The organism is Duganella qianjiadongensis, assembly GCF_009857915.1.
Taxonomy (GTDB): domain Bacteria; phylum Pseudomonadota; class Gammaproteobacteria; order Burkholderiales; family Burkholderiaceae_D; genus Rugamonas; species Rugamonas qianjiadongensis.
Map to the genome: position 1 here is coordinate 492,501 of NZ_WWCM01000002.1, position 26,185 is coordinate 518,685.

A 26,185-nucleotide genomic window follows, 5' to 3' on the forward strand; every position below is an offset into this window, starting at 1 on the left:
GATAGCTGGGGAAGAATGTGACGAGCGTCACACCAAACCTCAATTACCTCTACTTTTTTTGCTTTTTTGCGACATAAAATTACCGCGCGGACATTATGTTTGATGCCCTTCGATAAATCAATCAGATGCGCAAAAGCGTGGCTACCCCGCTTTTCGAGTATCCACACAGCAAAAAACTCTTAGACATCATCGAACAGCATACCGCATATCCACTCGATCTTGTCATTTTTAAAACTTGCAGCAACGAAAAAAACCCGCCCCCACAGGCTCATGAGGACGGGTTTTCGACAAATTTAATCTGAATCACTTTTTCCAGTTCGTCACCCCATTGACGACATGCTTGGAATCCGGTGTGCCCTGGAAGATATAACTGGCGCTGGTGAGATCATTGAGCGCGCCCGTTACCGACATATTATTAGTCTTGATATTGGCAGTCTGGCTGGAGAACAGGCCATCACTGGTTACCCTGCCCGCACTGGCCATCTTGTAGGTTTCCGCATTCTGGGTCAGCAGATCAAACTGGGTGCTAAAGCTGGAATTGCCAAAATCAAAAGCCAGCACGCCGTTCTGCAAGGTCGCCGCAGCTTTGCCCGTACCGTCTATATTACGTATATAGGCCTCGCCAGACGCCAGCGCAAATGCGGCACTGCCCTGCACCGGCGTTGCCAGCGTGCTGCCAGTACGGCTACGGAACAGCACGAAGTCTTCTGTCATACCCAGACGTTCGGCACCGGCCTTGCTCAGACCGCTGGTGGCAGGCTGGTCGGCAATCGCCGTGTAGCGTCCCCAGCTAACTTCCTTAGGCGGCACCACTGGCTGAACAGGAACCACGGGATCACTGATGATCACTTCGGGCGGCGTTACCACAACATCAGGCACGCTAGGCTTGGTGGTGCTAGGCTGCTGGGCTATCGCTTTCTGATTAGCCTTTTCCTGCTGCAAGTTCTGATCTTTCTTCAGGTCCAGACTAGGCTCGGTGGGAGCCGATGCAGTACCGCTGGCAGGTTTGCCCGGCTCATCGGAGCGTGGCGGCGCTACCAGATCCGGCGCCAGAGTAGTGTTGCCCTGCAATAGCTGCGGGGCGGCCTGACCACGCTGCAATTGCAGCAACTGGCCTTTTTGCGCCGCACTGAGCTCGCGCGCCATCGCCCCCTCGCACGGGCCCGTACCCTCTGGGCGGCAGCCATTGGCAAAGCCGCTCATGGTAATACCGCCGGACAGCACGGTGACCCGCGACGTCTCGTTATCTGTGGATACAGTAAAGTCGGTGCCACGCACGCCAATGGCCGCAACCGGGGTATTGAAGCGGAAATTCTGGCGCGCCAGCTTGACCGCCTGGCCCGACTGGCTGCGTGCCACGCCACTGATCAATTCGAGCTTGATACGGGTATTGGCAGGATTGACACTATCTATATGGTAGCTGGCAATCCGCGCCTGGGTATTCGGACGCAGAATAAACAGACCATCGTCGATAGTCTTGATGTAGATATAGCCGTCCGCGCCGGTACTGAGCATTTCGCCTTCATTCACCGGCGCATTCAGGACGGCTGCATTGGAAGCAACCTTGGCTGCACCTGCGACGAATATGATTTTCCCTGCCTCGGCGGCATGGACAGCGTTAGCCAGTAGCCAGCAGCCAGCAAGTAGTAGTAATTTACGCATCATAGTTCTCCTTGGTACAAGCAGAATTATCCCATCCACAAAGGATATTTCCGTGATGAACGTCACATTCTACTGAAACCCCTGCGCAACATCGCCAACTTTACACTTTGTAGCAAAAGCGTTTGCTGCGTTAGGCTGGGTGTTGTAACCTGTCAATCTCTCTCTGACAGAACGCTGCCGCATTCCCTGATGACCAACGTGCCGGGCCCGCGCTCGCCCTTTCCTGCCTTTAGCCGGCAACTTCGCTGGCTACTGCCTTTACTGGCAATACTGATCACTGCGGCGGCAGAATGCTTCCCCCCTCCCGGAACCAGCTTTCTGGCCGAGGAATGGCTGCGCGACCGGTTTATCCAGCTCCAGACCAGCAGTGCAGAAGACTCGCGCATACTGGTAGTCGATATCGACGAAACCAGCTTGAATACAATCGCCCCATGGCCGTGGAGCCGGGGCCGGATTGCCGATATGGTGGAAATTCTGCTGACGGACTACAGTTCACGCGGAATCGCGCTCGATATCCTGATGCCCGATGCCGGCGATACGCTGGGCGATACCCGGCTAGCGATACTGGCCCAGAATGCCCCGCTGGTGCTGGCCCAGGCGCTCGATTACAGCGCAACCCGGCCCGAACCGCTGCACAAAGGCGTACTGGGCGGTGCCATTCGCAGCACGGCGCCAGCCCTGCCCGCGACCGGATATATTGCCAATCATATACAGCTAGCCCGTCACGCCGCCCATATCGGCAATATCGGCTTTGTGCCGGATGCTGACGGTACACTGCGCCGGGCGCCGCTACTCAGCCAGTACAACGGCCAGACCTATCCGGCACTCAGCTTGGCGCTGGTCAACTGCTGCGCAGGCGGCGCCCCCATCACGCCCGGCGGCGACAGTGCCGGGCTACGCATATCCTATCTGCGCGACTGGCCCGCCTACACCGTCGTCAGCGCCGCCGACATACTACAGCGCCGCATTGATCCGGCCAGTGCCAGCGGGCGGTTAGTGCTGATCGGCTCGTCCTCGCTAACGCTGGCGGACCGCGTCACCACGCCGCTGGCAGCCAACCGCCCCGGACTGGGAGTTCAGGCTGCACTGCTCTCGACCCTGCTCGACCAGCGCGACGGCCTGACTGCGGCCCGCTGGCCCGGACGCTGGATCTCCTGCCTCTGGTCAGCCCTGATGGCGCTGCTGATCGGCTACAGCCTGCCACGTCTCTCGGCCGCCCGGAATGTCGCCCTACTGGCCACCGGTTCGCTGTGCTGGCTGGTGCTGGCTTTTATCATCAGTGGCCACGATGCCGAATTCTCCACCACGGCCCCGCTCGCTTCGCTGCTATTCCTGCTCACCTTTGCCGTGCCTTACCAGTGGCAGATGACCCAGCAGCGCTCGCGCCATCTGCTCGACACCCTGCGCCAGTATGTCGCGCCGGCCGTCGTGACGGAATTACTGCGCAGCGACATGATGGATCCCCTTGCCCCGCGCCAACTCGATGTGACCACTTTAATTGCCGACATGGAAGGCTACACCACCCAGGTCGAATCGCTTCCGGTCGATGAAGCAGCCAAATTGACGCGCGATTTTCTCGAATGCCTGACCGGCCCCGTGATCAGCCATCAGGGCACGCTAGACAAATATACGGGTGACGGTCTGGTAGCTTTCTGGGGGGCGCCATTACCAAATTTGCAACATGCTGATTTGGCATTAGACGCCGCCCATGCTATTGTGCGGCGCGTACAGCAATTAAGTATTGAACAACAGGCAAAAGGACGACCGCCATTGCGCGTGCGCATAGGCATCGATAGCGGACTGGCCATGGCTGGCGACTTCGGCACCACCTTCCGCAGCATCTATACTGCCGTCGGCGACAGCGTCAATACTGCCTCACGGCTAGAACAGGCGGCGCGCGATTACCCCTACGACGTCATTGTCGGCGCCGGTACGGTGGAACGTTCGCGCCGTCACCGCTTCATTCCGCTAGGCGAACGTTTATTACGGGGCAAGGAAAAGCCCACCACAGTTTATACTTTAGAAACACTTATGAGCACCACCGCAGCAGCAAAGTCCGTCCCGAGCAAGGCCTCACAACAGGAGCAAGGCGCTTGAAAGCCTCCCTGTCCGCCGCGTTGCTCGCCACGGTCGCGCTGCTCTACCCGTTCTCGCTGCAGGCGCAGGAAGATGCGGGCGAAAATCAGCAACTCTACCGCCAGGCGCTGCAATCAATCGCCGAAGGCCGCAACACGGATGCCAGCGAGACTTTGCGCCAGGTGATCGAAGGCGAACCCTTGCATGCGGGTGCCTGGCTCGATCTCGCACTGATCCAGTGCGCGCTAGGCCACGAGCAGGAAGCCGAACGCATGTTCGAGGTGATCCGTAGCCGCTTTAATCCTTCACCCGGCATCATGCAGCTAATTACGGAAGCACGCAGCAATGGTTGTGCGCGCTGGCGGCCTAATGCCCAGCTGGCCTTCAGTCTGGGCCGCGGTATCGACCAGAACGTCAACCAGGGTTCCAGCATCGGCAGCTATACGGCCAATTCCTCCGGCGTGCCGGTGGAACTGCCGCTGACCGCGGACTTCCTGCCCAAACACGACCAGTACACGCTGCTGACCGCCGACTACCTGCGCGACCTGACGCCCAACGGCACTTCCGGGTATATACAACTACAGTCGCGGCGCTACGACCGTCTGGGGCAGTACAACTCGTCCTCGCTGTTTGCCGGGCTGGACACACCGTGGCGCTTTGGCCGCTGGACCCTGCATGGCGCGGCCAGCGTGGGGCTGATCACGCTGGGCACCCAGCTGTACCAGCGCCAGAGCCAGATACAGGGCCGGGTCGGGCCGCCCTTGCCTTTGCCGGGCAGTATGCAATTCAATCTAACCACGGCCCTGACCCATGTTGAATACCTGACTCAGGACAATTTCAACTCGAATACCGCCGAGATCAAAGGCCAGTTTAACTACCGCCTGGAAGACAACAGCGCCAGCATGACATTTGGCCGGCTAGCCGACCACGCCGGATCGGCACGCCCCGGTGGCAATCGCGAAGGCTGGGTGACCAGCGCGCAATGGCGCCGCCGCCTGGCGGGTGAGACCACGGGAGAGCTCAGCTACACCCAGCAAGTGTGGGACAGCAGCAAAGCCTATTCGCCCGGCTTTATCGACCAGATCCGCCACCAAAATACGCAAGTCTGGCGGGCGGCGCTTACTTACCCGCTAAGCAATACGCAGTCGCTACAACTGGAAGCACGGCAGGTACGCAACAAGGAAAATATCTCGATTTTCCATTATAACGACCGCCAGCTCCAACTGACCTGGCAGTGGCAAGGTCTGTAGCGTTGTGCTGCCTCGGCGGCGCGAACACGTTACAATGACAGCATGACGTCGAATACCGCCCCAGCAAGCAATCCCGTTCCCACGCCACCGGCCGGAGAAGAACCGCAGATTCAGATTTTCCTCAGGAAGATCCCCCTGCTGGCTGAACTCACTCCGGAGGAAATGGCTGCGATCAAGCCGGAATTGCGCATCCGCCATTACGCCAAGCGCGAAGTGGTGCTGCACAAAGGCGGCAGCGGCGACGGCCTGCTGTTCCTGCTTTCCGGTTCGCTGCAGGTGGTCGACATCACGGAAGATGGCCGCGCCATCGGCCTGCGCATGCTGGTGCCCGGCGACTTTTTCGGCGAAATCGCCCTGATTAACGGCTCCACCCGCTCCGCTTCGGTGGTGGCCATGAGCGATGTACTGGTGGCCTTCCTGCCGGCGCCAGTCGCCATGAACCTGTTCTCCCACTCGCCGTCGGTGGCGCGCCAGATGCTGCGCCACCTGGCCCAGAAAATCCAGCGCGACTCGGAATTCCGCGCCCTGCTGAGCATCAACAACACCTCCAAGCGCATCTATTCCTACATCGTGCTGATGCAGAAAAAGGATGCCGACGGCACCGTGGTGGAAAACCTGCCCACCCATCAGGACATCGCCAACATGATCAATACCAGCCGCGAAACGGTGACCCGCGCGCTGCTGGCGCTGACCCAGCAGGGCATCGTGCAGAAGGAACCGCACCGGCTCATCATCAAGAAGCCGGATGAACTGCAGAAGCTGGTCCAGAGCGAATAATTGCGGTATCAGGGCAGCGTGTGACAAGCTGTAACATGTTTCTAGCTTAACAAGCCGTGCGGTATAATCGCCCACTTGTAAACTGACCTGCGGCGCTGTTTCTGCGCCCTGCCTGCTGATGATGCCAGCCCTGCGCTTTACCCTGTCCATCCCGTCGCACTTCACCATGAAGGGCGCATAATGGCGCTCGCCATGTTCGGCGCCCTGTGGCGCTATCGCGGCTTTGTCAGTGGCAGCGTCAAGCGCGAATTCCAGTCCAAATACCGTAACACCATGCTGGGCGCCGCCTGGACCGTACTCAGCCCGCTGGCGATGATACTGGTGTACACCCTGATCTTCTCGCAGGTGATGCAGAACCGTCTCCCCGGCAATGCCAGCACCTATGGCTACAGCATCTACCTGTGCGCCGGCATTCTGACCTGGGGCCTGTTTGCCGAAATCACTTCCAAAGCGCAGAACATGTTTCTGGAGCAAGCCAATCTGCTCAAGAAAATCAGCTTCCCCCGCATTTGCCTGCCCGTTATCGTGGTGCTCAATGCGCTGGTGAATTTCGCCATCATTTTCGGTCTGTTCAGCGTGTTTCTGGTCTTTAGTGGCCAATTCCCCGGCGCCGTCTTTGTGCTGATCCTGCCGGTACTGCTACTGCAGATTGCGCTGGCCATCGGTCTGGGCATGGTGCTGGGCGTGCTCAATGTATTTTTCCGCGATGTGGGCCAGTTCTTCCAGATCTTTATCCAGTTCTGGTTCTGGTTCACGCCCATCGTCTATCCGGCCAGCATACTGCCCGCCGAGGTGCGCGGTCTGCTGGCGTGGAATCCCATGGCGGCCGTGATCCAGTCCTACCAGACCATCCTCGTCAGCGCGCAGGCGCCACAATGGTCCAGCCTGCTGCCAGCGGCCATCCTGGCGCTGCTGCTGTGCGCACTGGGCCTGCAACTGTTCCGCAAGCGTGCGGGTGAAATGGTGGACGAACTCTGATGGGCAGCATAACCGTAAGCAATCTGGGCAAGGCCTATAAACTCTATCCCAACCGCTGGGCGCGGCTGCTGGAATGGCTGCTGCCGTTCCGTCCGGCGCGCCACCGCCTGAAATGGATATTGCGCGACATTAGCTTCCACGTGCAGCCCGGCGAAGCCGTGGGCCTGATCGGCATTAACGGCGCCGGCAAGAGCACCCTGCTGAAACTGATTACCGGCACCACCCAGCCCAGCACGGGCAGCGTCTACATGGAAGGCACCGTGGCGGCCCTGCTGGAACTGGGCATGGGCTTCCATCCCGATTTTACGGGGCGCCAGAACGTCTACATGGCGGGCCAGCTGATCGGCCTGTCCGTCGACGAGATCACCCGCCTGATGCCGGACATCGAAGCCTTTGCCGAAATCGGCGACTACATGGACCAGCCGGTGCGAGTGTATTCGAGCGGCATGCAGATGCGCGTGGCGTTTGCCGTGGCTACTGCACGCCGGCCCGACATCCTGATCGTGGACGAGGCGCTGTCGGTGGGCGACACCTATTTCCAGCACAAGAGTTTCGAGCGCATCCGCCAGTACCGCCGCGCCGGCACCACCCTGCTGCTGGTCTCGCACGACAAGCAGGCCATCCAGTCCGTATGCGACCGTGCCATTCTGCTCGATGGCGGCCTGCTGGCGCGCGAAGGCGCGCCGGAAGAAATCATGGATTACTACAATGCCCTGATCGCGGAACGGGAAAACAGCACCCTGCGTCTGAGCCAGCGCGATGACGGCAAGCTGCAGGTGACTTCCGGCACAGGCGAAGCCACGGTGGCCGACATCGCCCTGCTCAACGCAGCGGGCGAAGCGGTCGAAGTGATCGACGTGGGCCAGCAGGTGACGCTGCGCGTGACGGTGGCCGTACATGCCGCCATACCGCGCATGGTGCTCGGCTATATGATCAAGGACCGTCTGGGCCAGACCATGTATGGCACCAACACCCACCTGAAGGAACTGCCGCTGGAAGACATGCAGGCCGGCCAGCGCGTTACCTACAGTTTTACCTTTGCCGCCAATCTGGGCGCGGGCAGCTATTCGGTGGCCACTGCCATCGTCAGCACCGCCACCCATCTGGTCAACAATTACGAATGGCGCGATCTGGCGTTGGTGTTCACGGTAGTGAATATGCAGCGTCCCCATTTTGAGGGATCGGCATGGCTGGATCCCGCTATCGAGATTACCCGCTCATGAGTTTTCTTTCCTACGCCCAGAACTACGAGGACGTGCTGCTGTGGCGCGCGCTCCAGCATGTGCCCAACGGTTTCTATATCGACGTCGGCGCCAATGATCCCGAACTGCATTCCGTCACCAAGGCGTTCTACGATGCGGGCTGGAGCGGCATCAACATCGAACCCATGCCCTCGTATGGCGCGGCGTTCCGCGAGCAGCGCACGCGCGACATCAATCTGAACGTGGCCGCTGGCGCCAGCAGCGGCAGCATCACCCTGTTCGATGTGCCGGACGTGAACGGCTGGGCCTCGACCGATGCCAGCGTGGCGGCCAATCACCGCGCCCACGGCCACGCCGTGGTGGAACACACGGTGCCGCTGTTGACGCTGACGGAAATCTGCCGCCAGCACGTACGCGGTCCGGTACATTTCCTCAAGGTCGATGTGGAAGGCTTCGAAGCCGATGTCCTGCGCGGTATGGACTTTAGCCTGTGCCGGCCATGGATCGTGGTGGTGGAAGCCATCATGCCCAACAGCCGCGATAGCAACCACCTGCAATGGGAGCATCTGGTCACCGATCACCAGTACCGTTTTGTCTGGTTCGATGGTCTGAACCGCTATTACGTGGCGGAAGAACACGCCGAACTGGCGCAGCATCTGCAAGTTCAGCCGAATGTCTTTGACGACTATCTGACGCACCACCTCGATAAAGCTTGGCAGCGCAACAAAATGCTGGACAGGAAGCTGAAAGAAACCTGGGAGCTCAGCGTCAAGGCCGACCAGCGCGCCAGTCAGCTGGAACACACGCTGGCCGATACCACGGCGCGGCTGGAAGAACGCGCCCAGCAGCTGACGCTGCAAACCCTGCAGCTGCAGGCCGATCTGCGCCAGGCCGAAGCCACGGCACGCCAGCTGGAAAGCAATCTGCACCAGACTGCGGCATGGGGCAAGGATCTGGAGCAGCGCCTGCTGGCGGTGTACGCCAGCAGCTCGTGGCGCATTACCGCGCCGCTGCGCTTCATCATGCGCCGTGGCGACAACAGCCTGCCGAATCTGGCCAGACGCGCCGTGCGTGGCGCCATCCGCCGCGCCGTGCGCTGGCTCACCAGCCGTGAAATGCTGCGCCGTGCGCTGCTGCCCATCATTGTGCGCTCGCCCATGCTGAGCCGTCTGGTCAGCCGCAGCCTGCACGTGATCAAACAGGGTGGCGGTCCGGCCGCCGGCGCGGCCGACGTGCCGCATCTGCAGCGCGAACTGCCACTCTCGGCGCGCAAGGTACTCGACGATCTGCGCCGCGCACAACACAAGGAACAACACTGAGTATGCGTCTGCTTATCGATCTTCAAGCCTGCCAGAACGGCGCGGCGCGCAATCCGCAAGCCATCATCGCGCTGGCGCAGGCACTGGCACGCAGCGCCGCCGGCCGTCCGCAAGCGCATAGCCTGATCATCGCACTTGACGAGCGCCACAGCGACAGCATCGATATGCTGCGCCACGCTTTCAGCGAACTGCCGGTGCAGCTGCGCAGCTACCGCACTCCGGCCGGCGACGGCTGGACACGGCAGGCGGCGCCGCTGGTACGCGACGGTTTCATCGCCAGCCTGCAGCCGGACGTAGTGCTGCTGCCAGGTCTGTTCGATCTGGCCCTTAACGACACCCTGTTCAGCAGCGCAGCGCAGGAAGCGCTGGTAGTCTATACGCTGGCCAGCGGCACGCAGGAAAAGACGCTGCCCGAAGCACAGCAGCAATGCCTGCGCGATGCCGCACTGGTGCTGCGCGACGAAGTGTACGAGCAGCCGGAACAGGCCGCGCCAGCCCTGTGGGCCACACTGGAAACGGCGCTGGCCCGCCGCAATGACAATAAGACTGCGCCAGCCGGCCGTCCTGCACTGGCCTATATTTCGCCACTGCCGCCGGAAAAATCCGGCATCGCCGATTACAGCGTCGAACTGATCGCCGAGCTGGAGGCCTACTACGACATCTCGCTGGTAGTATCCGATGCTGCCGCTGCCGGTGTGGCCGCTACCGCGCTGGGCCAACGCCTGCCGCTGCTGACGCCCGCGCAGTTTGCCGCCCGTGCAGAGCACTTTGCACGCCGCCTCTACCACTTCGGCAACTCCAACGCGCACCAGTATATGTTCCCTCTGCTGGAACAGTATCCGGGCATGGTGGTGCTGCACGACTTCTTCCTCAGCGGCGTGATCGACAATATGCAGCGCGACGGCGTGCAGCCGCTGGCCTACTTCCAGGCGCTGTATGCCTCGCATGGCCACACGGGTCTGCTGGCGCACAAGGAGCTGGGCCACAATCCTTCGATCTGGGCCATGCCGTCCAACAAGGCAGTGCTCGATCAGGCCAGAGGCGTAATTGTGCACTCCGATTTCTCGCGCACGCTGGCGCAGCAATGGTATGGCGCCGGCTATGCGGACCAGTGGCATACGCTGCCCCTGCTGCGCGGCCTGCCTGCCGCGCTGGCGCAGGCCACGCCGGAACAGAACCGCGCCGCAGCAAGGCGCCAGCTCGGCATCGCCGACGACACTTACCTCGTCACCAGCTTCGGCATGCTGGGACCGACCAAACTCAATCACCGCCTGCTCGACGCCTTCCTCGCTACGCCACTGGCGCAGCAGGCCAACTGCCAGCTGGTATTCGTGGGCGAAAACGAAGCCGGCCAGTACGGCACCGAACTGCAAAGCCGCATCGCCAGCGCCAATTGCACCGCCAGCATCCGCATCACCGGCTTTGTCAGCGCCGACGACTACCAGCACTATCTGGCCGCCAGCGACACGGCCGTGCAGCTGCGTACCCAGACCCGCGGCGAGACTTCGGCCTCGGTGCTGGACTGCCTGCTGCATGGTGTGCCGACCATCATCAACGCGCACGGCGCTGCAGCGACGCTGCCGGACACGGTGCTGATCAAGCTGCCGGACCTGTTCGACGATAGCGCACTGACTGCCGCACTCACCGGCCTGCACGCCAGCGCCGCACAGCGCGCCGCACTGGCTGCTGCTGGCCGCGCCCACGTGCAGCAACACCATGCGCCAGCCGAAGTAGGCCGCCAGTACCATGCTGCGATCGAACAGATCACCCGTCACAGCAGCGCCAGCCACTACGCCCAGCTGCTGGACGTCCTGATGGCCCTGCCCGGCAAACAGGCCGAAGAAGCACAGCTGATCGCCACCGCCAGCGCCATCGCCGCCAACCAGCCAGCCACGGCACCTCGCCAGCTGCTGGTGGATATCTCGGCACTGGTGCAGGTAGACCACAAGACCGGCATCCAGCGCGTGGTGCGCAGCATCCTGCTGGCGCTGATCAAGGCACCGCCAGCAGGCTACCGCGTGGAGCCCGTGTACGGCGAAGGCGGCAACCGCAGCTACCGCTATGCGCGCAGCTTCACCACTGCCATGCTGGGCGTGCAGTCGCCGCAACTGGAAGACGCGCCCATCGAAGCCCGTCCCGGCGACCTGTTCCTCGGCCTTGATCTGGCCTCCAACAGCACCACCCAGAACGAGCCGCAACTGCTGGCCCTGCGCCGCCATGGCGTGGCCGTGTGGTTTGTGGTGTACGACCTGCTGCCCGTGCTGCGGCCAGAGTGCTTTGTCTACGGCGCGGAAAAATACTATAGCGACTATCTCGACACGATCACCTATGCGGCCGATGGCATCGTCACCATTTCGCGCGCCGTGTCGGACGAACTGGCAGCATGGCTGGCCGCCCGCCCCAACCGCCGTCAGGCGCCGCTCAAGCTCAGCTACTTCCACCTTGGCGCCGACATCGATGCCAGTGCGCCTAGCACTGGCCTGCCCGCCAATGCCGACAAGGTGCTGGCCGCACTGAGCGCCGCTCCCACCCTGCTGCTGGTCGGCACACTGGAGCCGCGCAAGGGACAGGCGCAGACGCTGGCTGCGCTGGAACTGCTGTGGCAGCAAGGCGTGGCAGTAAATCTGGTCATCGTGGGCAAGAACGGCTGGCTAGTCGATGCGCTGGCCAAAAAGCTAGAAGAACACCCGCAGCGCGAGCAGCGCCTGTTCTGGCTGCCCGGCGTATCCGACGAAATGCTGCAGAAACTGTATCAGGGCTGCGCTGCCCTGCTGGCGCCATCGGAAGGCGAAGGCTTCGGTCTGCCGCTGATCGAAGCGGCCCAGCACCAGCTGCCCATCATCGCGCGCGGCATCCCCGTGTTCCGCGAAGTGGCAGGCGAACATGCCTACTACTTCGAGGGCAAGGAGCCGCAGGCGCTGGCCGACGCCATCGAACAGTGGCTGGCGCTGCATGCGCAGGGCAAAGCACCGCCATCGCGCGAACTGCCATGGCTGACGTGGGCCCAGAGCGCGCAGCAACTGATGGAGGCCACCGTGCATGGCCACAGCTACACCAGCGTGGCAGCGGACGGCATCGCACCCCAGTTGCTGGTGGATGTGTCGGCGATTGCGCGCGAAGACCTGAAGACCGGCATCCAGCGCGTGGTGCGCGCCCAGCTGGCCGAACTGCTGGCCCAGCACAGCACGCGCTATCAGGTGCTACCCGTCTATCTGAGCGATGAAGGCGGCCGCTGGCACTACTGCTACGCGCGGCGCTACCTGCACACACTGGCCGGCACCGACAGCTACGGCGTGGTCGATGAAGAAGTCAAAGTACGCGCCGGCGACGTGTTCTACAGCCCCGATTTCTATCCGGGCGCCGTCACGGAAGCCGCCCGCACGGGCCTGTACCAGCGCTGGCGTGCCGCCGGCGTCAGCGTCAATTTCCTGATCCACGATCTGCTGCCGGTGCTGCGGCCAGAGTTCTTCCCCGGCCGCGTTGACGATGTGTTCGAAAAATGGCTGCACACGGTCACCAGCAATGCCGACCGCCTGCTGTGCATCAGCGGCGCAGTGGCTGATGAAACGCGCGACTGGCTGCGCCAGCACGCGCCGCAGCGCGCCGTGCCGCAATTCGCCGTGCTGCACCACGGCGCCGACATCGCAGCGTCCATGCCCAGCACCGGCCTGCCCGACGATGCCGCAGCCGTGCTGGCCGATATCCGCTCCGTGCCCAGCTTCCTGATGGTAGGCACCATCGAGCCGCGCAAAGGCCATCTGCAAGCGCTCGACGCGTTCGAGCAGCTGTGGGCTGCCGGCGTCGATGTGCGGCTGGTCATCGTGGGCGGCGAAGGCTGGAAAGGCCTGCCGGACAGCCAGCGCCGCACCATACCGGCCATCATGGCACGCCTGCGCAACCACCCGCAACTGGGCCAGCGTCTGCACTGGCTGCAAGGCATCAGCGACGAATATCTGGAGCATGTGTACCAGCACTGTGCCTGCCTGCTCTTCCCTAGCGAAGGCGAAGGATTCGGCCTGCCCCTGATCGAAGCGGCGCGCCACGATATGCCGCTGCTGACCCGCGACATCCCCGTGTTCCGCGAAATCGCCGGTGCGCACGCCCAGTATTTCAGTGGTGGCAGCGGCGCCGCACTGGCGAGCGCCGTACAGGAATGGCTGCGCCTGCACGCTGCGGGCCAGACCATTCCGTCCAGCGCCATGCCTTGGCATACCTGGGCCGACAACGCCCGCATCCTGACCAATCTCCTGTTTGCCGAAGCGGCAGACCCGCAACACACCTAGACCGCATGCCGCCTATGTCCAACATCAACGCCCACGCCCGCATTGCCGTCGTCATCCCCAGCTACAAGGTCACGCGCCACATTCTGAGCGTGATTGCCGCGATCGGCCCCGAGGTCGAACGCATCTATGTGGTGGATGACCGCTGCCCCGACCAGTCCGGCCAGTTCGTACGCAGCCAGTGCAGCGATGCGCGCGTGGTGGTACTGGAAAACGCCGTCAACTGCGGCGTCGGCGGCGCCGTCATGGCCGGCTATAAGGCAGCGATTGCCGACGGCATGGACATCATGGTCAAGATCGATGGCGACGGCCAGATGGACCCATCCCTGATCGCTGACTTCATCGGCCCGATACTGGCCGGCGAAGCCGACTACACCAAGGGCAACCGCTTCTACGACCTGGAGCAGATCGGCGCCATGCCGCCGGTGCGCCTGTTCGGCAATGCCGTGCTGTCGCTGCTGACCAAGCTCTCTTCCGGCTACTGGCATCTGTTCGACCCCACTAACGGCTACACGGCGATACACGCCGATGCAGCACGCCATCTACCATTCGACAAGATCAGCCAGCGCTATTTCTTCGAAACGGACATGCTGTTCCGCCTCAACACCCTGCACGCGGTGGTGGCCGATGTGCCGATGGACGCCGTATATGGCGATGAAGTGAGCAACCTGAAGATTTCGAAAATCATCACCGAGTTCATGGCCAAACACGCGCGCAATTTCATCAAGCGGCTGTTCTACAACTACTATCTGCGCAATATGTCGCTGGCCTCGATCGAATTGCCGCTTGGTCTGGCCATGATACTTTCCGGTCTGGGCTACGGCATCTGGCACTGGGCCGATTCGGCCCGCGCCGGCGTGGGCACACCCGCCGGCACCGTCATGCTGGCGGCGCTGCCGCTGCTGATGGGCGTGCAGCTGGTGCTGGCCTTCCTCGCCTACGACATCGCCAGCGTGCCGCGCCAGCCGCTGCATCGCAAACTGTTCCGCCGCCGCGCCGTGCGCAGCCCGGCTAGCATCGACAGCGCCAGTAGCGTCCAAGGCAGCCAGCTGGCGCAAGGCCAGAGCGCTGGGCAGGCCGATGACTGAACGCCGTCCGCAATTTGCCGTCTTCGTGCTGGGCGGTCTGCTGTGCGCCGCGCTCGATGTCGGCCTGATGAAAATGCTGCTATGGCGGGGCAGCAGCCCGATGGTCGCCACCAGCGGCGGCTTTCTGGCCGGCCTGCTGTTGAACTACGCCTTCCACGCGCGGGTGACTTTTAGCCGCCTGGCTACGCAGGGCAGTTTTGTGCGGTTTCTCTGTGTGGTGGCAATCAACTATATGATCACGCTAGCGCTGGTCAATCTGGCCCTCGCCCTGGGATTCCCTCCACTGGCCGGCAAAATCGTTTCCCTGCCGGTCGTGGCGGTGAATGGTTTCCTGCTCAGCAAACACTGGATATTCAAGTGATTACATTCGCCAACGTCGAAACCACCCCGCTTGCGCTGGAGCGCTATCGCGAACTGTTTACTGCCTGCTTCCCTGCCGGTGCCTCGGACCGCTTCACGCCCGAATATCTGGAATGGCTATACCGCGCCAATCCCGATGGCCGCGTGGTGGGCTTCGACGCCTGGGATGGCGACACGCTGGCCGCCCACTACGTCTGCCTGCCCGCCCAGGCCCGCTTCGAGGGCCAGCTGATCCGCGTGCTGCTGTCGCTGAATACGGCCACCCACCCCAACTATCAGGGTCAGGGCCTGTTCAGCCAGCTGGCCCATATGTGCTACGACGCCGCCACCGCGCTGGGCTACGACGCCGTGTACGGCGTGGCCAACGCCAACAGCACGCCCGGCTTCATCCGCAAGCTGGGCTTCCAGCTGGTGCGCCCGCTGGAAGCCCGTGTGGGGCTGGGGCCCTTGCTGCATAAGACTAGCCAGCGCCAGCCTTCGTTCGAGCGCCACTGGAGCGCTGCCGCACTGGCCTGGCGCTGCGCCAATCCCAACAATCCCGTCACGCGCCGCGCGGCGGGCGATGGCTGGCAGTTCTTCGCCCCTTCTCTCAGCCCCCTGCTGCCAGCTATCGCCACGCTAGACCACGCGCCGGAGGTTCCCGCCGTGGCCAGCGCCGGCTGGACTTCGCCGGCACGCCTGTTCATCGGCCTGATGCCGGATGCAGAGCGGGCCTACTGGAACTATGCCAGCATCCCCCAGCGCCTACGCCCTTCGCCGCTGAACCTGATCTTCAAGCCGCTGTCGGCACGGGTAGCGCGGCTCGATCCGGCGCGCGTACGCTTCAGCTTCCTCGACTTCGATGCCTATTAAACGCGCCCTGTTCCTGTTCGCCCATCAGGACGACGAATACGGCGTGTATGGCGCCATTGCCGACTGCGTGCAGCGCGGGCTGGCGGTGCAGTGCGCCTATTTCACCCGCGGTGCCGGTGCGCTGGCGCAGCAGCGCAATCAGGAATCGCTGGCCGTGCTGGCACGGCTAGGCGTCCCGGCCAGCGCTGTCAGCTTCGCCGGCGACCAGCTGGACATCGCCGATGCCAGCCTGCCCAGGCATCTGCACGCTGCCGGCCAGTGGCTGGAACAATGGCTGCTGCCAGGGCAGGAATCGACACACGCAGCTGACAGCATAGACAGCCTCTACGTCACCGCCTGGGAAGGCGGCCATCACGACCACGATGCACTGCATGCGCTGACCTGCGAAATCGCCGCCCGTCATGGCCTGCTGGCGCAGGTGCGCCAGTACGCGCTATACAACGCACTGGGCTGCCCCGGCCCGCTGTTCCGCGTGCTGTCGCCGCTGGCGCAGAATGGCGCAGTGACGCGCCAGCGCCTGACCTGGCGCCAGCGCTGGCAGCATCTGCGCCTGTGCCTGATGTACCCGTCCCAGCGCACCACCTGGATAGGCCTGTTTCCCTTCGTCGTGCTGCACTATCTGCTGCACGGCGAGCAGCAATTACAGAGCGTGGCGCTGGCGCGCCTGAACCAGCGCCCCCATGAGGGCGCGCTTTACTACGAAAACCGGCGTTTCTACCGCTGGGAGCAATTACAGCAGGAGCTGGCGCAGTGGCGCGCTAGCCGCTAGCAGCACGGCAGGCTCTGGCCGCAGGACTATGTCAGCGCCAGACTTAGTTTATAAATAATATTGGTATAATTTAAAGTGCCCCGCAATCCATTCCGATCTTTCATGTCCGCCCTGCGCCCCAACTCGCCGGCCCCTTCCCATATCGCTCCACTGCTGACGGCACTGGCGCTGCTGGTGCTGTTCGCTCTGGTCTGGCGTAATCACGCCGCCTATCCGCTCATCTTCATGGACGAATGGAGTTACAGCAGTTTCGCCCGTCTGCAGCCGCTGGCCGAAGCCAGCGTGCCGTCCTACCTGTATCTGGCCCTGTTCGGCCTGTCCAGCGCCTGCGGCGACGCCTTCCTGCAATGCAGCCGCATCGGCAACGCCGTGCTGGTGGTCGCTGCCGTGCCCTTCCTCTACCTGACCGGACGGCGCTACTGCAGCGCGCCGCTGGCCGCCGCTCTGGCGCTGCTGGCCGTGCTGGCGCCGTTCAACAGCTACACCGTGTACTTCATGCCGGAAGCGACCTACTTCTTCGGCTTCAGCGTATTGAGCTGGGCCGTGCTGGCGCGCCATGGCCAGTGGCCCGACCTCGCCGTGGCGGCGCTGGGCGGTGCCCTGCTGGGCGTACTCAGTCTGGTCAAAGTACATGCCCTGTTCCTCACGCCGGCACTGCTGGCCTTTATCTGGTACTGCGGCTGGCGCCGTGGCGGCTGGCGTGTGCTGCCGCTGCTGCTGCCGGCCAGCGCCGTCATCAGCGTCGTCTGCCTGCTGGCCGTCAAGCTGGGGCTGGGCTATCTGCTGGCCGGCAAGGCCGGCCTGAGCCTGCTGGGCAGCTTCTACGGCGGCCACGCCAGCAACAGCTCCGGCTTTGCCCATCTGCTGCCCGTGCTCGCCGCAGCGTGGCAAAGCCTGCAGGGCCACCTGCTGGGACTGGCGCTGATGTACGCGCTGCCCATGGCTGCCCTGCTCACGCTGGCCTGCAGCCCGGCCCAGCGCAGCGCCATACCGGGCGCTGCAAAACTCAGCCTGTACACCGTGCTGATGCTCGGTGCCGCGCTGGCCATGACGGTAGCCTATACGGGCTCCATCGCCAGCGCCGCTGCCGGTGAAGGCGAACGCATGCACCTGCGCTATTACGATTTCGTTTTCCCGCTGATGCTGCTCAGTAGCGCCGGTCTGCTGGCCGCGCCGGATACGCGCCGCAGCCTGCGCCTGCTATGGGCACTGCCACTGCTGGTGGCTGTGCTGCTGGCCCAGCTCTGGCTGCCGGAACACTTCCATCCCGCGTTCATCGACGGTCCGGAACTGAGCAAACCTATGCGCTGGGTGGGCTGGCTGCAGCTGCCCTTACTGCTGCTGTGGGTACAGCGCCCCCGATTGGCCATGCTGGGCTTCCTGCTGGTGCTCACGCCACTCAACTGCGTAGTGGGCGAACTGCAGACCCGCACCATACTGAACCAGGCATCCCAGCCCAGCCCTTACGATCTGGCGGGCCGTTATGCCCATCAGGCGCTGACACCGGCCCAGCGGGCCAGCCTCAGTATCGCCGGCGCGGAAGTGCCGGGCATCTACCGCGCCATGTTCCATGTCGACCAGCGCGATGTCGGCATGGTACGCCTGCAGCCCGGTGCCCCGCTCGAACTGACTCAGGCGCCGGCCGACAGCGACTGGCTGCTGGTAGTGGGCGAGCATGCGCTGCCGGCCCAGCTGGCCGTGCAGGGTTCCGGTCCCGGCTACACCCTGCTGCGCCTGCCGCCGCGCAGCAAACTGCTGCACACCATCGAATTCAAACAGCCGGACCGCAGTGTGCTGGCTGGCAGCAGCGGGCTCGGTGATGCCGAGCACTGGGGCAGCTGGACCCTGGGCGACACCGTGCAGTTGCAGTTTGCCCAGCCGCTGCCGCAGCGCCTGACCATACAGCTGCGCGGCCATGCCTACGGCCCGAATGTGGGCGCAGCGGTACTGGCCCGCGTCGGCAGCCAGCAACAGAGCTTCCGTCTGAACGCCAGCGACAGCGAACAGGATGTCACGCTGCAGTTCGACACGGACGGCCAGCAGCGTAGCCTGCAGCTGACCATCCCCCATCCCGCCACCCCGCAATCGCTAGGTCAGGGCAATGACCCGCGTGAGCTGGGGCTGGGCCTGATTAACCTGCGCATTGCTGAACGCCCTGCCACTCCTTAAAAACAGAACGACAAGAACAACACCCATGATTATCGGTAACGGCTTATTAGCGCAAGCTTGCGCGCCCCATTTCCGCCAGCGCGACGACGTGCTGGTATTCGCCTCCGGCGTGTCCAACTCGCGCGAAACCCGGGCAGAAGAATATGCCCGCGAACAGGCCATGCTGGAACAGGCCCTTGAAGAAGCCAGCAAGCGCAATCTGTTCACCGTGTACTTCAGCAGCTGCTCGGTGCACGACGCCGAACTGGCCCACATGCCTTATGTACAGCACAAGCGCGCAATGGAAGCGCTGATTACGGCACGCAGCCGGCAGATGGCCATCATCCGTCTGCCGCAGGTGGTGGGCAGCACGCCCAATCCCCACACGCTGACCAACTACCTCAACGAACAGATCGTCGAAGGCAAGTCCTTCCAGCTATGGCTGCGCGCCTGGCGCAATCTGATCGACGTGGAAGACGTGGCCGCCATCGTCGCCCAACTGATCGACCACCACTGGGCCGACGGCGTGATCACCAATGTGGCCTGCCCGTTTTCCGTGCCGGTGCCCGAACTCGTGCATACTTTCGAACAGGTGCTGGGACGCCGCGCCAATTACACCGAAGTCGATGCGGGCGACCACTACCAGCTCGACGTCGAACTGTCGATGGCGGCAGCGCGCGCCATCGGGCTGGAATTCGGCCCCGATTACATCGTTAACCTGATCCGCAAATACTATGGCCACTGAAACCTCTCTCGCCCTGTCGCTGGTCATCCCCGTGTATGGCAGCGAACTGGTGCTGCCGGAACTGGTGAGCCGCCTGCAGGCGACACTCGACAGCCTGCCCGCCACCCGCGGCAGCTATGAAGCGATTTTCGTCTGCGACTGCTCGCCCGACCGCAGCTGGCAGGTGCTGACCGAACTCTCGGCCCAGTATCCATGGGTGCGCGGCATCCACCTGCGCATGAACGCCGGCCAGCACAATGCCATCATGGCCGGGCTGGCGCGCGCGCGCGGCGCCATCATCGTCACCATGGACGACGATCTGCAGCATGCGCCGTCCGACATTCCTACCCTGCTGGCCGAACTCGATAAAGGCCGCGATGTCGTGTACGCCGGCTTTGCCCAGCGCCAGCACGCCGCGTGGAAGCTGCTGGGCAGTCGCCTTAATGACAAGGTGGCCAGCTACCTGATGAAAAAACCCAAGGGCCTGTACCTGTCGCCGTTCCGCGCCATGCGCGCCAGCATCGCGCGCGATGTGCTGCGCTACCACGGTCCGTATGTGTATGTGGATGGCCTGATCCTGTCGGCCACCCGCAATATCGGCAGCGTCACCGTGGCGCACCATGCGCGCTTTGCCGGCGACAGCGGCTACAGCCTGAAAAAATCCATTTCGCTGTGGCTGAAAATGGCCACCAGCTTCTCCATCGTGCCGCTGCGCCTGACCTCCTTTGCCGGCATGGCCATGGCAGGGCTGGGCTTTGTGCTGGCCATTCTGCTGATCATCCAGAAGTTCACGCTGGACCGCATGCCTATCGGCTGGTCCTCGCTGATCGTCACCGTGCTGATTATCGGCGGCGTGCAGCTGGTAGCGCTGGGCATGCTGGGCGAATATCTGGGCCGCGTGCTGCTCACCCTCAATGGCCGGCCCCAGTACGTCATCGGCGACACAGTCGGCCTGCCGGCGGAGGACGCATGATGCAGTTCATCCTCTACTGCCTGTGCGGCGGGCTCGGTGTCTCCAGCGATTTTCTGATTTACCACCTGAGCATCAGCCACGGCATGGGGTATCAGGCTGCCAATGTGTTCGGCTATCTGACCGGCACCCTGCTCAGCTTCGCGCTCAACCGCATCATCACCTTCCGCCAGCGCGACCGCGTGCTGCAGCGCCTCAGCCTGTTCCTCGGCGTGGCCACGGTGGGCTACACGGCATCGGCCATCCTGCTATGGCTGCTGGTGGCGCAGGCCGGCCTCGATGCCCGCCTGGCCAAGCTGCTGACGCTGCCCATGGTGGTGGTACTGCAATTTGCCCTCAACCGCCGCTTTACTTTCCAGAGCGCGCAAGCCGCGCCTGCCAACTGATACTGTTCCATGACTGCTCACACCCATAACACTCCCGACTACGACGTCGCCATCGTCGGCGCAGGTTTCACCGGCCTCAGTGCCGCCCTCGATCTGGCCCGCGCCGGTCAGCGCGTACTGGTACTGGACGGCGATTCCGGCCCCGGCGGGCTGGCCGGCACTTTCCAGTTCCGCGATGGCGTCACCATCGAAAAGTTCTACCACCACTGGTTCGACAACGACAGCTATGTGCCCCAGCTGGTACGCGAACTGGGGCTGGAAGGCGAGATCCAGATCATGCCGTCCAAGACCGGCATGTATTTCAATGGCCGCCACTGGCGTCTGTCTACCCCGCTCGACCTGCTGCGCTTCAAGCCGCTGTCGCTGTTCGACCGCATCCGCCTAGGCCTGCTGGTGCTGCGCGTGCGCAGCGTCAAGGACTGGCGCGCCATCGAACACCTGACCATACGCGAATGGCTGGAACCGCTGTGCGGCAAGAACGTCTACCGCATCGTGTGGCAGCCCCTGATCGAGAACAAGTTCGGCATCTTTGCCGATGCCATCAACGCCGTCTGGATGTGGAAGAAGCTGGTGCTGCGCGGTAGCACGCGCGACGCCAAGGGCGGCGAACAGCTGGCCTATTTCAAGGGGGGCTTCGGCCGGCTGGCACAGGCCATGGCCGATGAAATCACCCGCCTCGGCGGCCGCGTGCAGTATGGCGCGCCCGTCAGCGGCCTGGGCCTGTCGGCCGATGGCCAGCAGGTACAGGCCGTGCAGACGGCGCAAGGCAGTTACACGGCGCGCGAATTCCTGTTCACGCCGGCCCTGCCCATCATTGCCGACATCTTCGAAGGCAACGCCAAGGCCGACTGGCTGGCCAGCCTGCGCCGCGTCAAATATCTGGCCAATGCCTGTCTGGTGCTGCAGCTGGACCGCAGCCTGTCCGACACCTACTGGCTCAACGTGAACGATCCCGGCTTCCCGTTTGTGGGCGTGATCGAGCACACCAACTTCGACAGCCCGGCCAACTACGACGGCAAGCACATCGTCTTCCTGTCGCGCTATCTGGCCAAGGAAGACCCGCTGTGGGCGATGGATGATGGGGACTATCTGGACTTCGCCCTGAGCCATCTGCAGCGCATGTTCCCGGCCATGCAGCGCGACTGGATCCGCGACTACCAGATCTGGCGCGCCGACTACGCCCAGCCCGTCACGGAGCGGAATTACTCGTCCTATGTGCCGGCCGCCGCCACGCCGTTTGCCAATGCCCGCATCAGCACCATGGCGCAGATCTATCCGGAAGACCGCGGCACCAACTACGCCATCCGCGAAGGCCGCGCGGCAGCACAGGCGCTGCTGGCCCGTCTGGGCGGAAAGCGCTGATCATGCCGCACACTCCCGCCCAAGCCCGCAGCCAGAACGGCCTGCGCCCGTGGATGCTGGCCCTGCTGGTACTGGCCCTGCTGCCGCTGGTACTGGGCGGGATGGATGGTCTGTATGCCCATTCCACCGATCTGGGCCACCATTACGCCCTGACGGCGCGGCTGTATCAGGACTGGTCACTGCCGCCCGGCGTCGACCGCAGCCTCGGTGAAATGAACTTCTACCCGCGCGGTTCGCATCAGCTGGCCGCGCTGCTAGGCAAGCTACTGGGCTCGCCGCTGGCCGGCATGCAGCTGCTGGCCGGTCTGTCCATCGCCATCATCTGGAGCGCCCTGTGTGCCGTGCTGCTGGCGCTGCCGCTGCGCGCGGGCTGGTGCTGCGCCCTGCTGCTGGCGGGCCTCATGCTGGGCAATAGCGCCAGCCTGCAGCTATTCGTCCACGCCAGCGAAATCGGCGGCTATTATTTTTACGCCCAGCTGGTAGGCCATGCCGGTGCTGCGCTGGTACTGCTGGCCGTGCTGGTGCTGGAACGGCGCGGCGTGCCCGCATGGTGCCGCCACCTGCTGATCATTGCCGGCATCGCGCTGGTCGCGCTGGTACACCTGCTGCCTGCCTCCGAACTTCTGGGCCTGCTCGGCGCCAGCCTGCTGCTCGACCTGTGCCAGCACCGCCCCACGCTACGCCAGCTGGCCGCCAGCGCGGCACTGGCGCTGCTGGGCGCGCTGGTGTTCATCAAACACCCCAGCTACATCGCCATGAAAGAAATCGCCGCCAACAATGGCGTACTCGATCTGGCCTACATCCACAATATGAAAAGCATGGCGCTGCTGGCCATCGCCGTGCTGGCGCTGGCGCTGCTGCTAGCGTGGCGCTGGCGCCAGCTGGCGCAGCGCGGTGCGGAACCGGCCAGCCAGTCGCTGGGCCTGAAATATCTGGCCCTGTATGGCGTGGCCGTGAGCGGCATGTGCGTACTCCAGCTGATCGCTCTCAAGCTGGGTCAGGGTTCGGAATACGCCGTAAAAAAACACATTTTCGCACTCGATAGCGCCCTGCTGCTCTTGCTGGCGCTGCTGCCCATGTTGCGCAACTGGGATAACCAGCCGCGCGCCAGCTGGGCCGAAAGCCGTGCAGCCCAGCTGCTGTTGCTGCCGCTGCTGGCAGGCGTGGTCTGCTACGCCGTGCAGCCGCAGGGCCCCAAGCGCGATGCTTCCGATCTGGTCCAACTGGAACACCAGCTGACGCTGCGGCGCGACCTGCTGCTGGCGGAGAAACCGGCGCGCAATGTGTATGTGCTACAGATGAACAACAGCGACACCTACCTCGACTACATGTACAGTCTGGGCATCTTCCGCACCAGCCGCGAAGCCGCGTTCGAAATGCTGGCTCCGCTGGGCGAAGCAAAACTCGACGGCATCGTGCTGACAGGGCAGAACTCCACGCTCAGCAAACTGACCCGGTGCGCGCTGCCCGGTTCCAGCGCAGCCTTCCCCATGCTGGAAGCGCAATGCGTCACGCGCGAACTGGTGGCGGCGCAGCCGGTGATCGAACTGGGTAGCAAAGCCCTGCCGCCACCTTGCACCATCCGCGGTTTCAGCTTCCCCGAACCGACCGGCCGCTGGAGCGAGCAGACCAGCGCCAGCATCCAGTGCCCGCTGCCGCAGCTGGACGGCCAGCGGCCACGCAGCGTGACGCTGCATACCTCGGCATTCGTGGAAAAAGCGCATAACCAGCGCCTGCAAGTACGCGTGAATGGCGCTGCGGTACAGGAGTTTGTGTTTGATGCGGCCCACCCGCAGCAGCAGATCACGCTGGCGCTACCGCAGGACCAGCGCAGCAATGTGGAACTGGAACTGAGATTGCCCGATGCTGTTTCGCCCCACACCCTGGGCATAGGCGAGGACCAGCGCCAGCTGGGGGTCATACTGGCGCGGCTGGAATTTCGCTAGAACTCCCCTTTCGCTTTACGGCGCCAGTCCTAACTGGCGCGCGTAAGTACTGGCGACATACAGGTCGCCGTCATAGCTCAGGTGGTGGGTATCGCGGTACATCAGCTTACCGTCCAGCATCACGTGACAGCGGCTGGCGTCGCACAGCGGTGCCGCCGTATCGAATACCTTCACTTGCGGGAACTCCTTGAGCAGGCGCGCCACGATGGCCGCATGGCCAGCCGTATTGCGGTCAAACGTGGCACGCGGCAGCGTGCAATCCTTGCCTGCTCCCGCCAGCCCCATGCCGGGCCGCCCTATGCAGGAGCGCGGCTCAAAGTCCAGCATCGGCACATCATTCACCCACACCAGCTGTTTGCCTGCCGCGCTGAAGCGCTGCAGCGTGGTACGCAAAGCCTGCACGGTGGCGATGCCATCGGGATTGCCTTCATGGAGCTTGAGCGCGGTGGAGAAAATCACCGTCTGCACGCTGGCCGTATTGAGTGCCAGTTCCAGCATGCGCGGCGTGGCCTGCTGATACGGATCGTCACCGGATGGCAGGCCGATAAACGGTACCCGCGTGCCCAGCATCAGCAGGTTGCCGCCATGCGCGTGGTAATAGCGCGTCAGTCCGGCCACCAGATGGTAGGCATGGCTGTCGCCGATCAGCACTACCGTCGGGTCCTGCTTCACCTGATCGAGCAGGCAGTATGCGTATTTGCTGGCGAAACCGTAGCGGGCCTTGCAGGCTTCCGCATTGGGCACGTCTTCCACCACGATCAGCGACTTCTGCAAAGCGGCATTGGCGACGATGCCGGCACGCTGCGGCAGGCCCGCATGGGTGGCGATCCACAGGCCGGCAGCGGCCACCAGTGTCATCACCACGCTGAGCAGCACCACCTTGCGCCGGCTGTGGGCGGGCGCGCGCACGCGCTGCTCCAGCACACGGTAGGTAAGCCATGCCAGCAGCACGGCCAGCAGCACAGCCGCAGCACGGATCTGCCATGCCGGCTGGGCCGAATGCAGGATATGCGCAAACGACAGCAGCGGCCAGTGCCACAGATACAGCGGATAGCTGATCAGCCCCACGCCCACCATCAGCGGCTGGGCCAGCACGTAGCGGTTGCACCATGCCTGCGGACCGGCAGCGATCAAGAGCACTGCGCCCAGCGTAGGCAGCAGGGCCCACCAGCCGGGGAAAGCGCGGCTACGGGTCACCAGCACAAAGCCCGCCACCAGCAGCGCCATGCCCAGCACACTGTACAGATTGCGCCGCTGTGCGCTGGGCGCAGGCGCCGGTGCACTGGCGCCGCGCAGCAGACCGGCCAGCGTCTGGCCGTGCAGCGTCAGATAGGCCAGCATGCTGCCCATCAGCAGTTCCCACACGCGGCTGGCCGGCGAATAGAAAGTAGCGCTCGGATAGCGGTGCACCAGCGCCACATTGAGCAGGAAGGACAGGCCGCCCAGCAGCAGCGCCCACCGCCACGCACGCTGGCGCCAGCGCTGCGCCAGCATCAGCAGGATGGGCCAGAAAATATAGAACTGCTCTTCTATCCCCAGCGACCACAGATGCAGCAGCGGCTTGGTATCGGCGGCCGTATCGAAGTAGCCCACTTCGCTCCACAGCAGCAGGTTGGAGATGAAACCGGCACCGGCCACCAGATGGCGTCCCAGCATTCTGAATTCATCGGCAAACAGCACGAACCAGCCGGCCACAAAGCAGCTGGCCATGACCAGCGCCAGCGCCGGAAAAATGCGCTTGACGCGGCGTCCGTAGAAGCGGGCAAAGCTGAAGCGCTGCTGCTCCATCTCGCCCATGATGATGCTGCCGATCAGGAAGCCGGAAATAATGAAGAAAATATCGACGCCGATAAAACCGCCCGGCAGCAGGCTGGGGAAAGCATGGAACAGCACTACGGCCAGCACGGCGACCGCGCGCAGACCGTCGATATCGGGCCGGTAGGCCGGATGGGGCGGCGCAACGAGGGGCGCCCCGGCGGCGCTGGCGGACAGTGATTCACGTTTCATGGCGACAGAGACAGAGCAAAAAGTCGCTC

The 26,185-nt window shown here is 63.3% G+C and carries 19 protein-coding genes; 17 read left to right on the plus strand and 2 right to left on the minus strand.

The window, feature by feature from the left end; genetic code table 11:
• Positions 1-303 precede the first annotated feature (303 nt).
• Entirely contained in the window at positions 304-1,665 is a 1,362-nt protein-coding gene (locus GTP27_RS05045; RefSeq protein ID WP_229633388.1) for a FecR family protein, read from the minus strand.
• A gap of 186 nt (positions 1,666-1,851) precedes the next feature.
• Here GTP27_RS05045 and GTP27_RS05050 point away from each other — a divergent pair, with 186 nt between their 5' ends.
• The 17 genes from GTP27_RS05050 to GTP27_RS05130 all read left to right on the plus strand — a co-directional run bounded on the left by GTP27_RS05050 (position 1,852) and on the right by GTP27_RS05130 (position 24,149).
• Positions 1,852-3,759: a CHASE2 domain-containing protein gene (locus GTP27_RS05050; protein ID WP_161038068.1), complete on the plus strand. Its 1,908-nt coding sequence runs from the start codon at positions 1,852-1,854 to the stop codon at positions 3,757-3,759.
• A complete protein-coding gene (locus GTP27_RS05055; RefSeq protein WP_229633389.1) occupies positions 3,756-4,988 on the plus strand; it encodes a bacterial transcriptional activator domain-containing protein in 1,233 nt (410 codons plus the stop codon). Before GTP27_RS05050 ends, GTP27_RS05055 begins: the two co-directional genes overlap by 4 nt.
• 42 nt (positions 4,989-5,030) lie before the next feature.
• A complete protein-coding gene (locus GTP27_RS05060; RefSeq protein WP_229633390.1) occupies positions 5,031-5,765 on the plus strand; it encodes a Crp/Fnr family transcriptional regulator in 735 nt (244 codons plus the stop codon).
• A gap of 180 nt (positions 5,766-5,945) precedes the next feature.
• Positions 5,946-6,743 carry an ABC transporter permease gene (locus tag GTP27_RS05065; RefSeq protein ID WP_286173167.1) on the plus strand — a complete coding sequence of 266 codons (798 nt, stop codon included), beginning with the start codon at positions 5,946-5,948 and terminating at the stop codon, positions 6,741-6,743.
• A complete protein-coding gene (locus tag GTP27_RS05070; RefSeq protein ID WP_161038069.1) occupies positions 6,743-7,966 on the plus strand; it encodes an ABC transporter ATP-binding protein in 1,224 nt (407 codons plus the stop codon). Before GTP27_RS05065 ends, GTP27_RS05070 begins: the two co-directional genes overlap by 1 nt.
• Complete coding sequence (locus GTP27_RS05075) at positions 7,963-9,264, plus strand: FkbM family methyltransferase (RefSeq protein WP_161038070.1); 1,302 nt, start codon at positions 7,963-7,965, stop codon at positions 9,262-9,264. The genes GTP27_RS05070 and GTP27_RS05075 overlap by 4 nt, the downstream gene beginning before the upstream one ends.
• Positions 9,265-9,266: 2 nt before the next feature.
• Complete coding sequence (locus GTP27_RS05080; RefSeq protein WP_161038071.1) at positions 9,267-13,547, plus strand: glycosyltransferase; 4,281 nt, start codon at positions 9,267-9,269, stop codon at positions 13,545-13,547.
• Between the two features lie 14 nt (positions 13,548-13,561).
• Entirely contained in the window at positions 13,562-14,632 is a 1,071-nt protein-coding gene (locus tag GTP27_RS05085) for a glycosyltransferase family 2 protein (RefSeq protein WP_161038072.1), read from the plus strand.
• A complete protein-coding gene (locus GTP27_RS05090) occupies positions 14,625-14,993 on the plus strand; it encodes a GtrA family protein (RefSeq protein WP_161038073.1) in 369 nt (122 codons plus the stop codon). Before GTP27_RS05085 ends, GTP27_RS05090 begins: the two co-directional genes overlap by 8 nt.
• Positions 14,990-15,844 carry a GNAT family N-acetyltransferase gene (locus GTP27_RS05095; protein WP_161038074.1) on the plus strand — a complete coding sequence of 285 codons (855 nt, stop codon included), beginning with the start codon at positions 14,990-14,992 and terminating at the stop codon, positions 15,842-15,844. Before GTP27_RS05090 ends, GTP27_RS05095 begins: the two co-directional genes overlap by 4 nt.
• Entirely contained in the window at positions 15,834-16,613 is a 780-nt protein-coding gene (locus tag GTP27_RS05100) for a PIG-L deacetylase family protein (protein ID WP_161038075.1), read from the plus strand. Before GTP27_RS05095 ends, GTP27_RS05100 begins: the two co-directional genes overlap by 11 nt.
• Positions 16,614-16,715: 102 nt before the next feature.
• Positions 16,716-18,782 carry a DUF7024 domain-containing protein gene (locus GTP27_RS05105; protein WP_161038076.1) on the plus strand — a complete coding sequence of 689 codons (2,067 nt, stop codon included), beginning with the start codon at positions 16,716-16,718 and terminating at the stop codon, positions 18,780-18,782.
• Between the two features lie 25 nt (positions 18,783-18,807).
• On the plus strand, positions 18,808-19,506 hold the full coding sequence (locus GTP27_RS05110) for an NAD-dependent epimerase/dehydratase family protein (RefSeq protein ID WP_161038077.1): 699 nt from the start codon (positions 18,808-18,810) through the stop codon (positions 19,504-19,506).
• Positions 19,496-20,458, plus strand: coding sequence for a glycosyltransferase family 2 protein (locus tag GTP27_RS05115; RefSeq protein WP_161038078.1), 963 nt, complete (start codon positions 19,496-19,498; stop codon positions 20,456-20,458). Before GTP27_RS05110 ends, GTP27_RS05115 begins: the two co-directional genes overlap by 11 nt.
• Positions 20,455-20,841 carry a GtrA family protein gene (locus GTP27_RS05120; protein WP_161038079.1) on the plus strand — a complete coding sequence of 129 codons (387 nt, stop codon included), beginning with the start codon at positions 20,455-20,457 and terminating at the stop codon, positions 20,839-20,841. Before GTP27_RS05115 ends, GTP27_RS05120 begins: the two co-directional genes overlap by 4 nt.
• 9 nt (positions 20,842-20,850) lie before the next feature.
• Entirely contained in the window at positions 20,851-22,203 is a 1,353-nt protein-coding gene (locus tag GTP27_RS05125; protein WP_161038080.1) for an NAD(P)/FAD-dependent oxidoreductase, read from the plus strand.
• A 2-nt stretch (positions 22,204-22,205) separates the two neighbouring features.
• Complete coding sequence (locus GTP27_RS05130) at positions 22,206-24,149, plus strand: DUF7024 domain-containing protein (protein WP_161038081.1); 1,944 nt, start codon at positions 22,206-22,208, stop codon at positions 24,147-24,149.
• 15 nt (positions 24,150-24,164) lie between these two features.
• On the opposite strand, the gene GTP27_RS05135 is transcribed toward GTP27_RS05130, so the two are convergent.
• A complete protein-coding gene (locus GTP27_RS05135; protein WP_161038082.1) occupies positions 24,165-26,156 on the minus strand; it encodes an acyltransferase family protein in 1,992 nt (663 codons plus the stop codon).
• Positions 26,157-26,185: the final 29 nt, after the last annotated feature.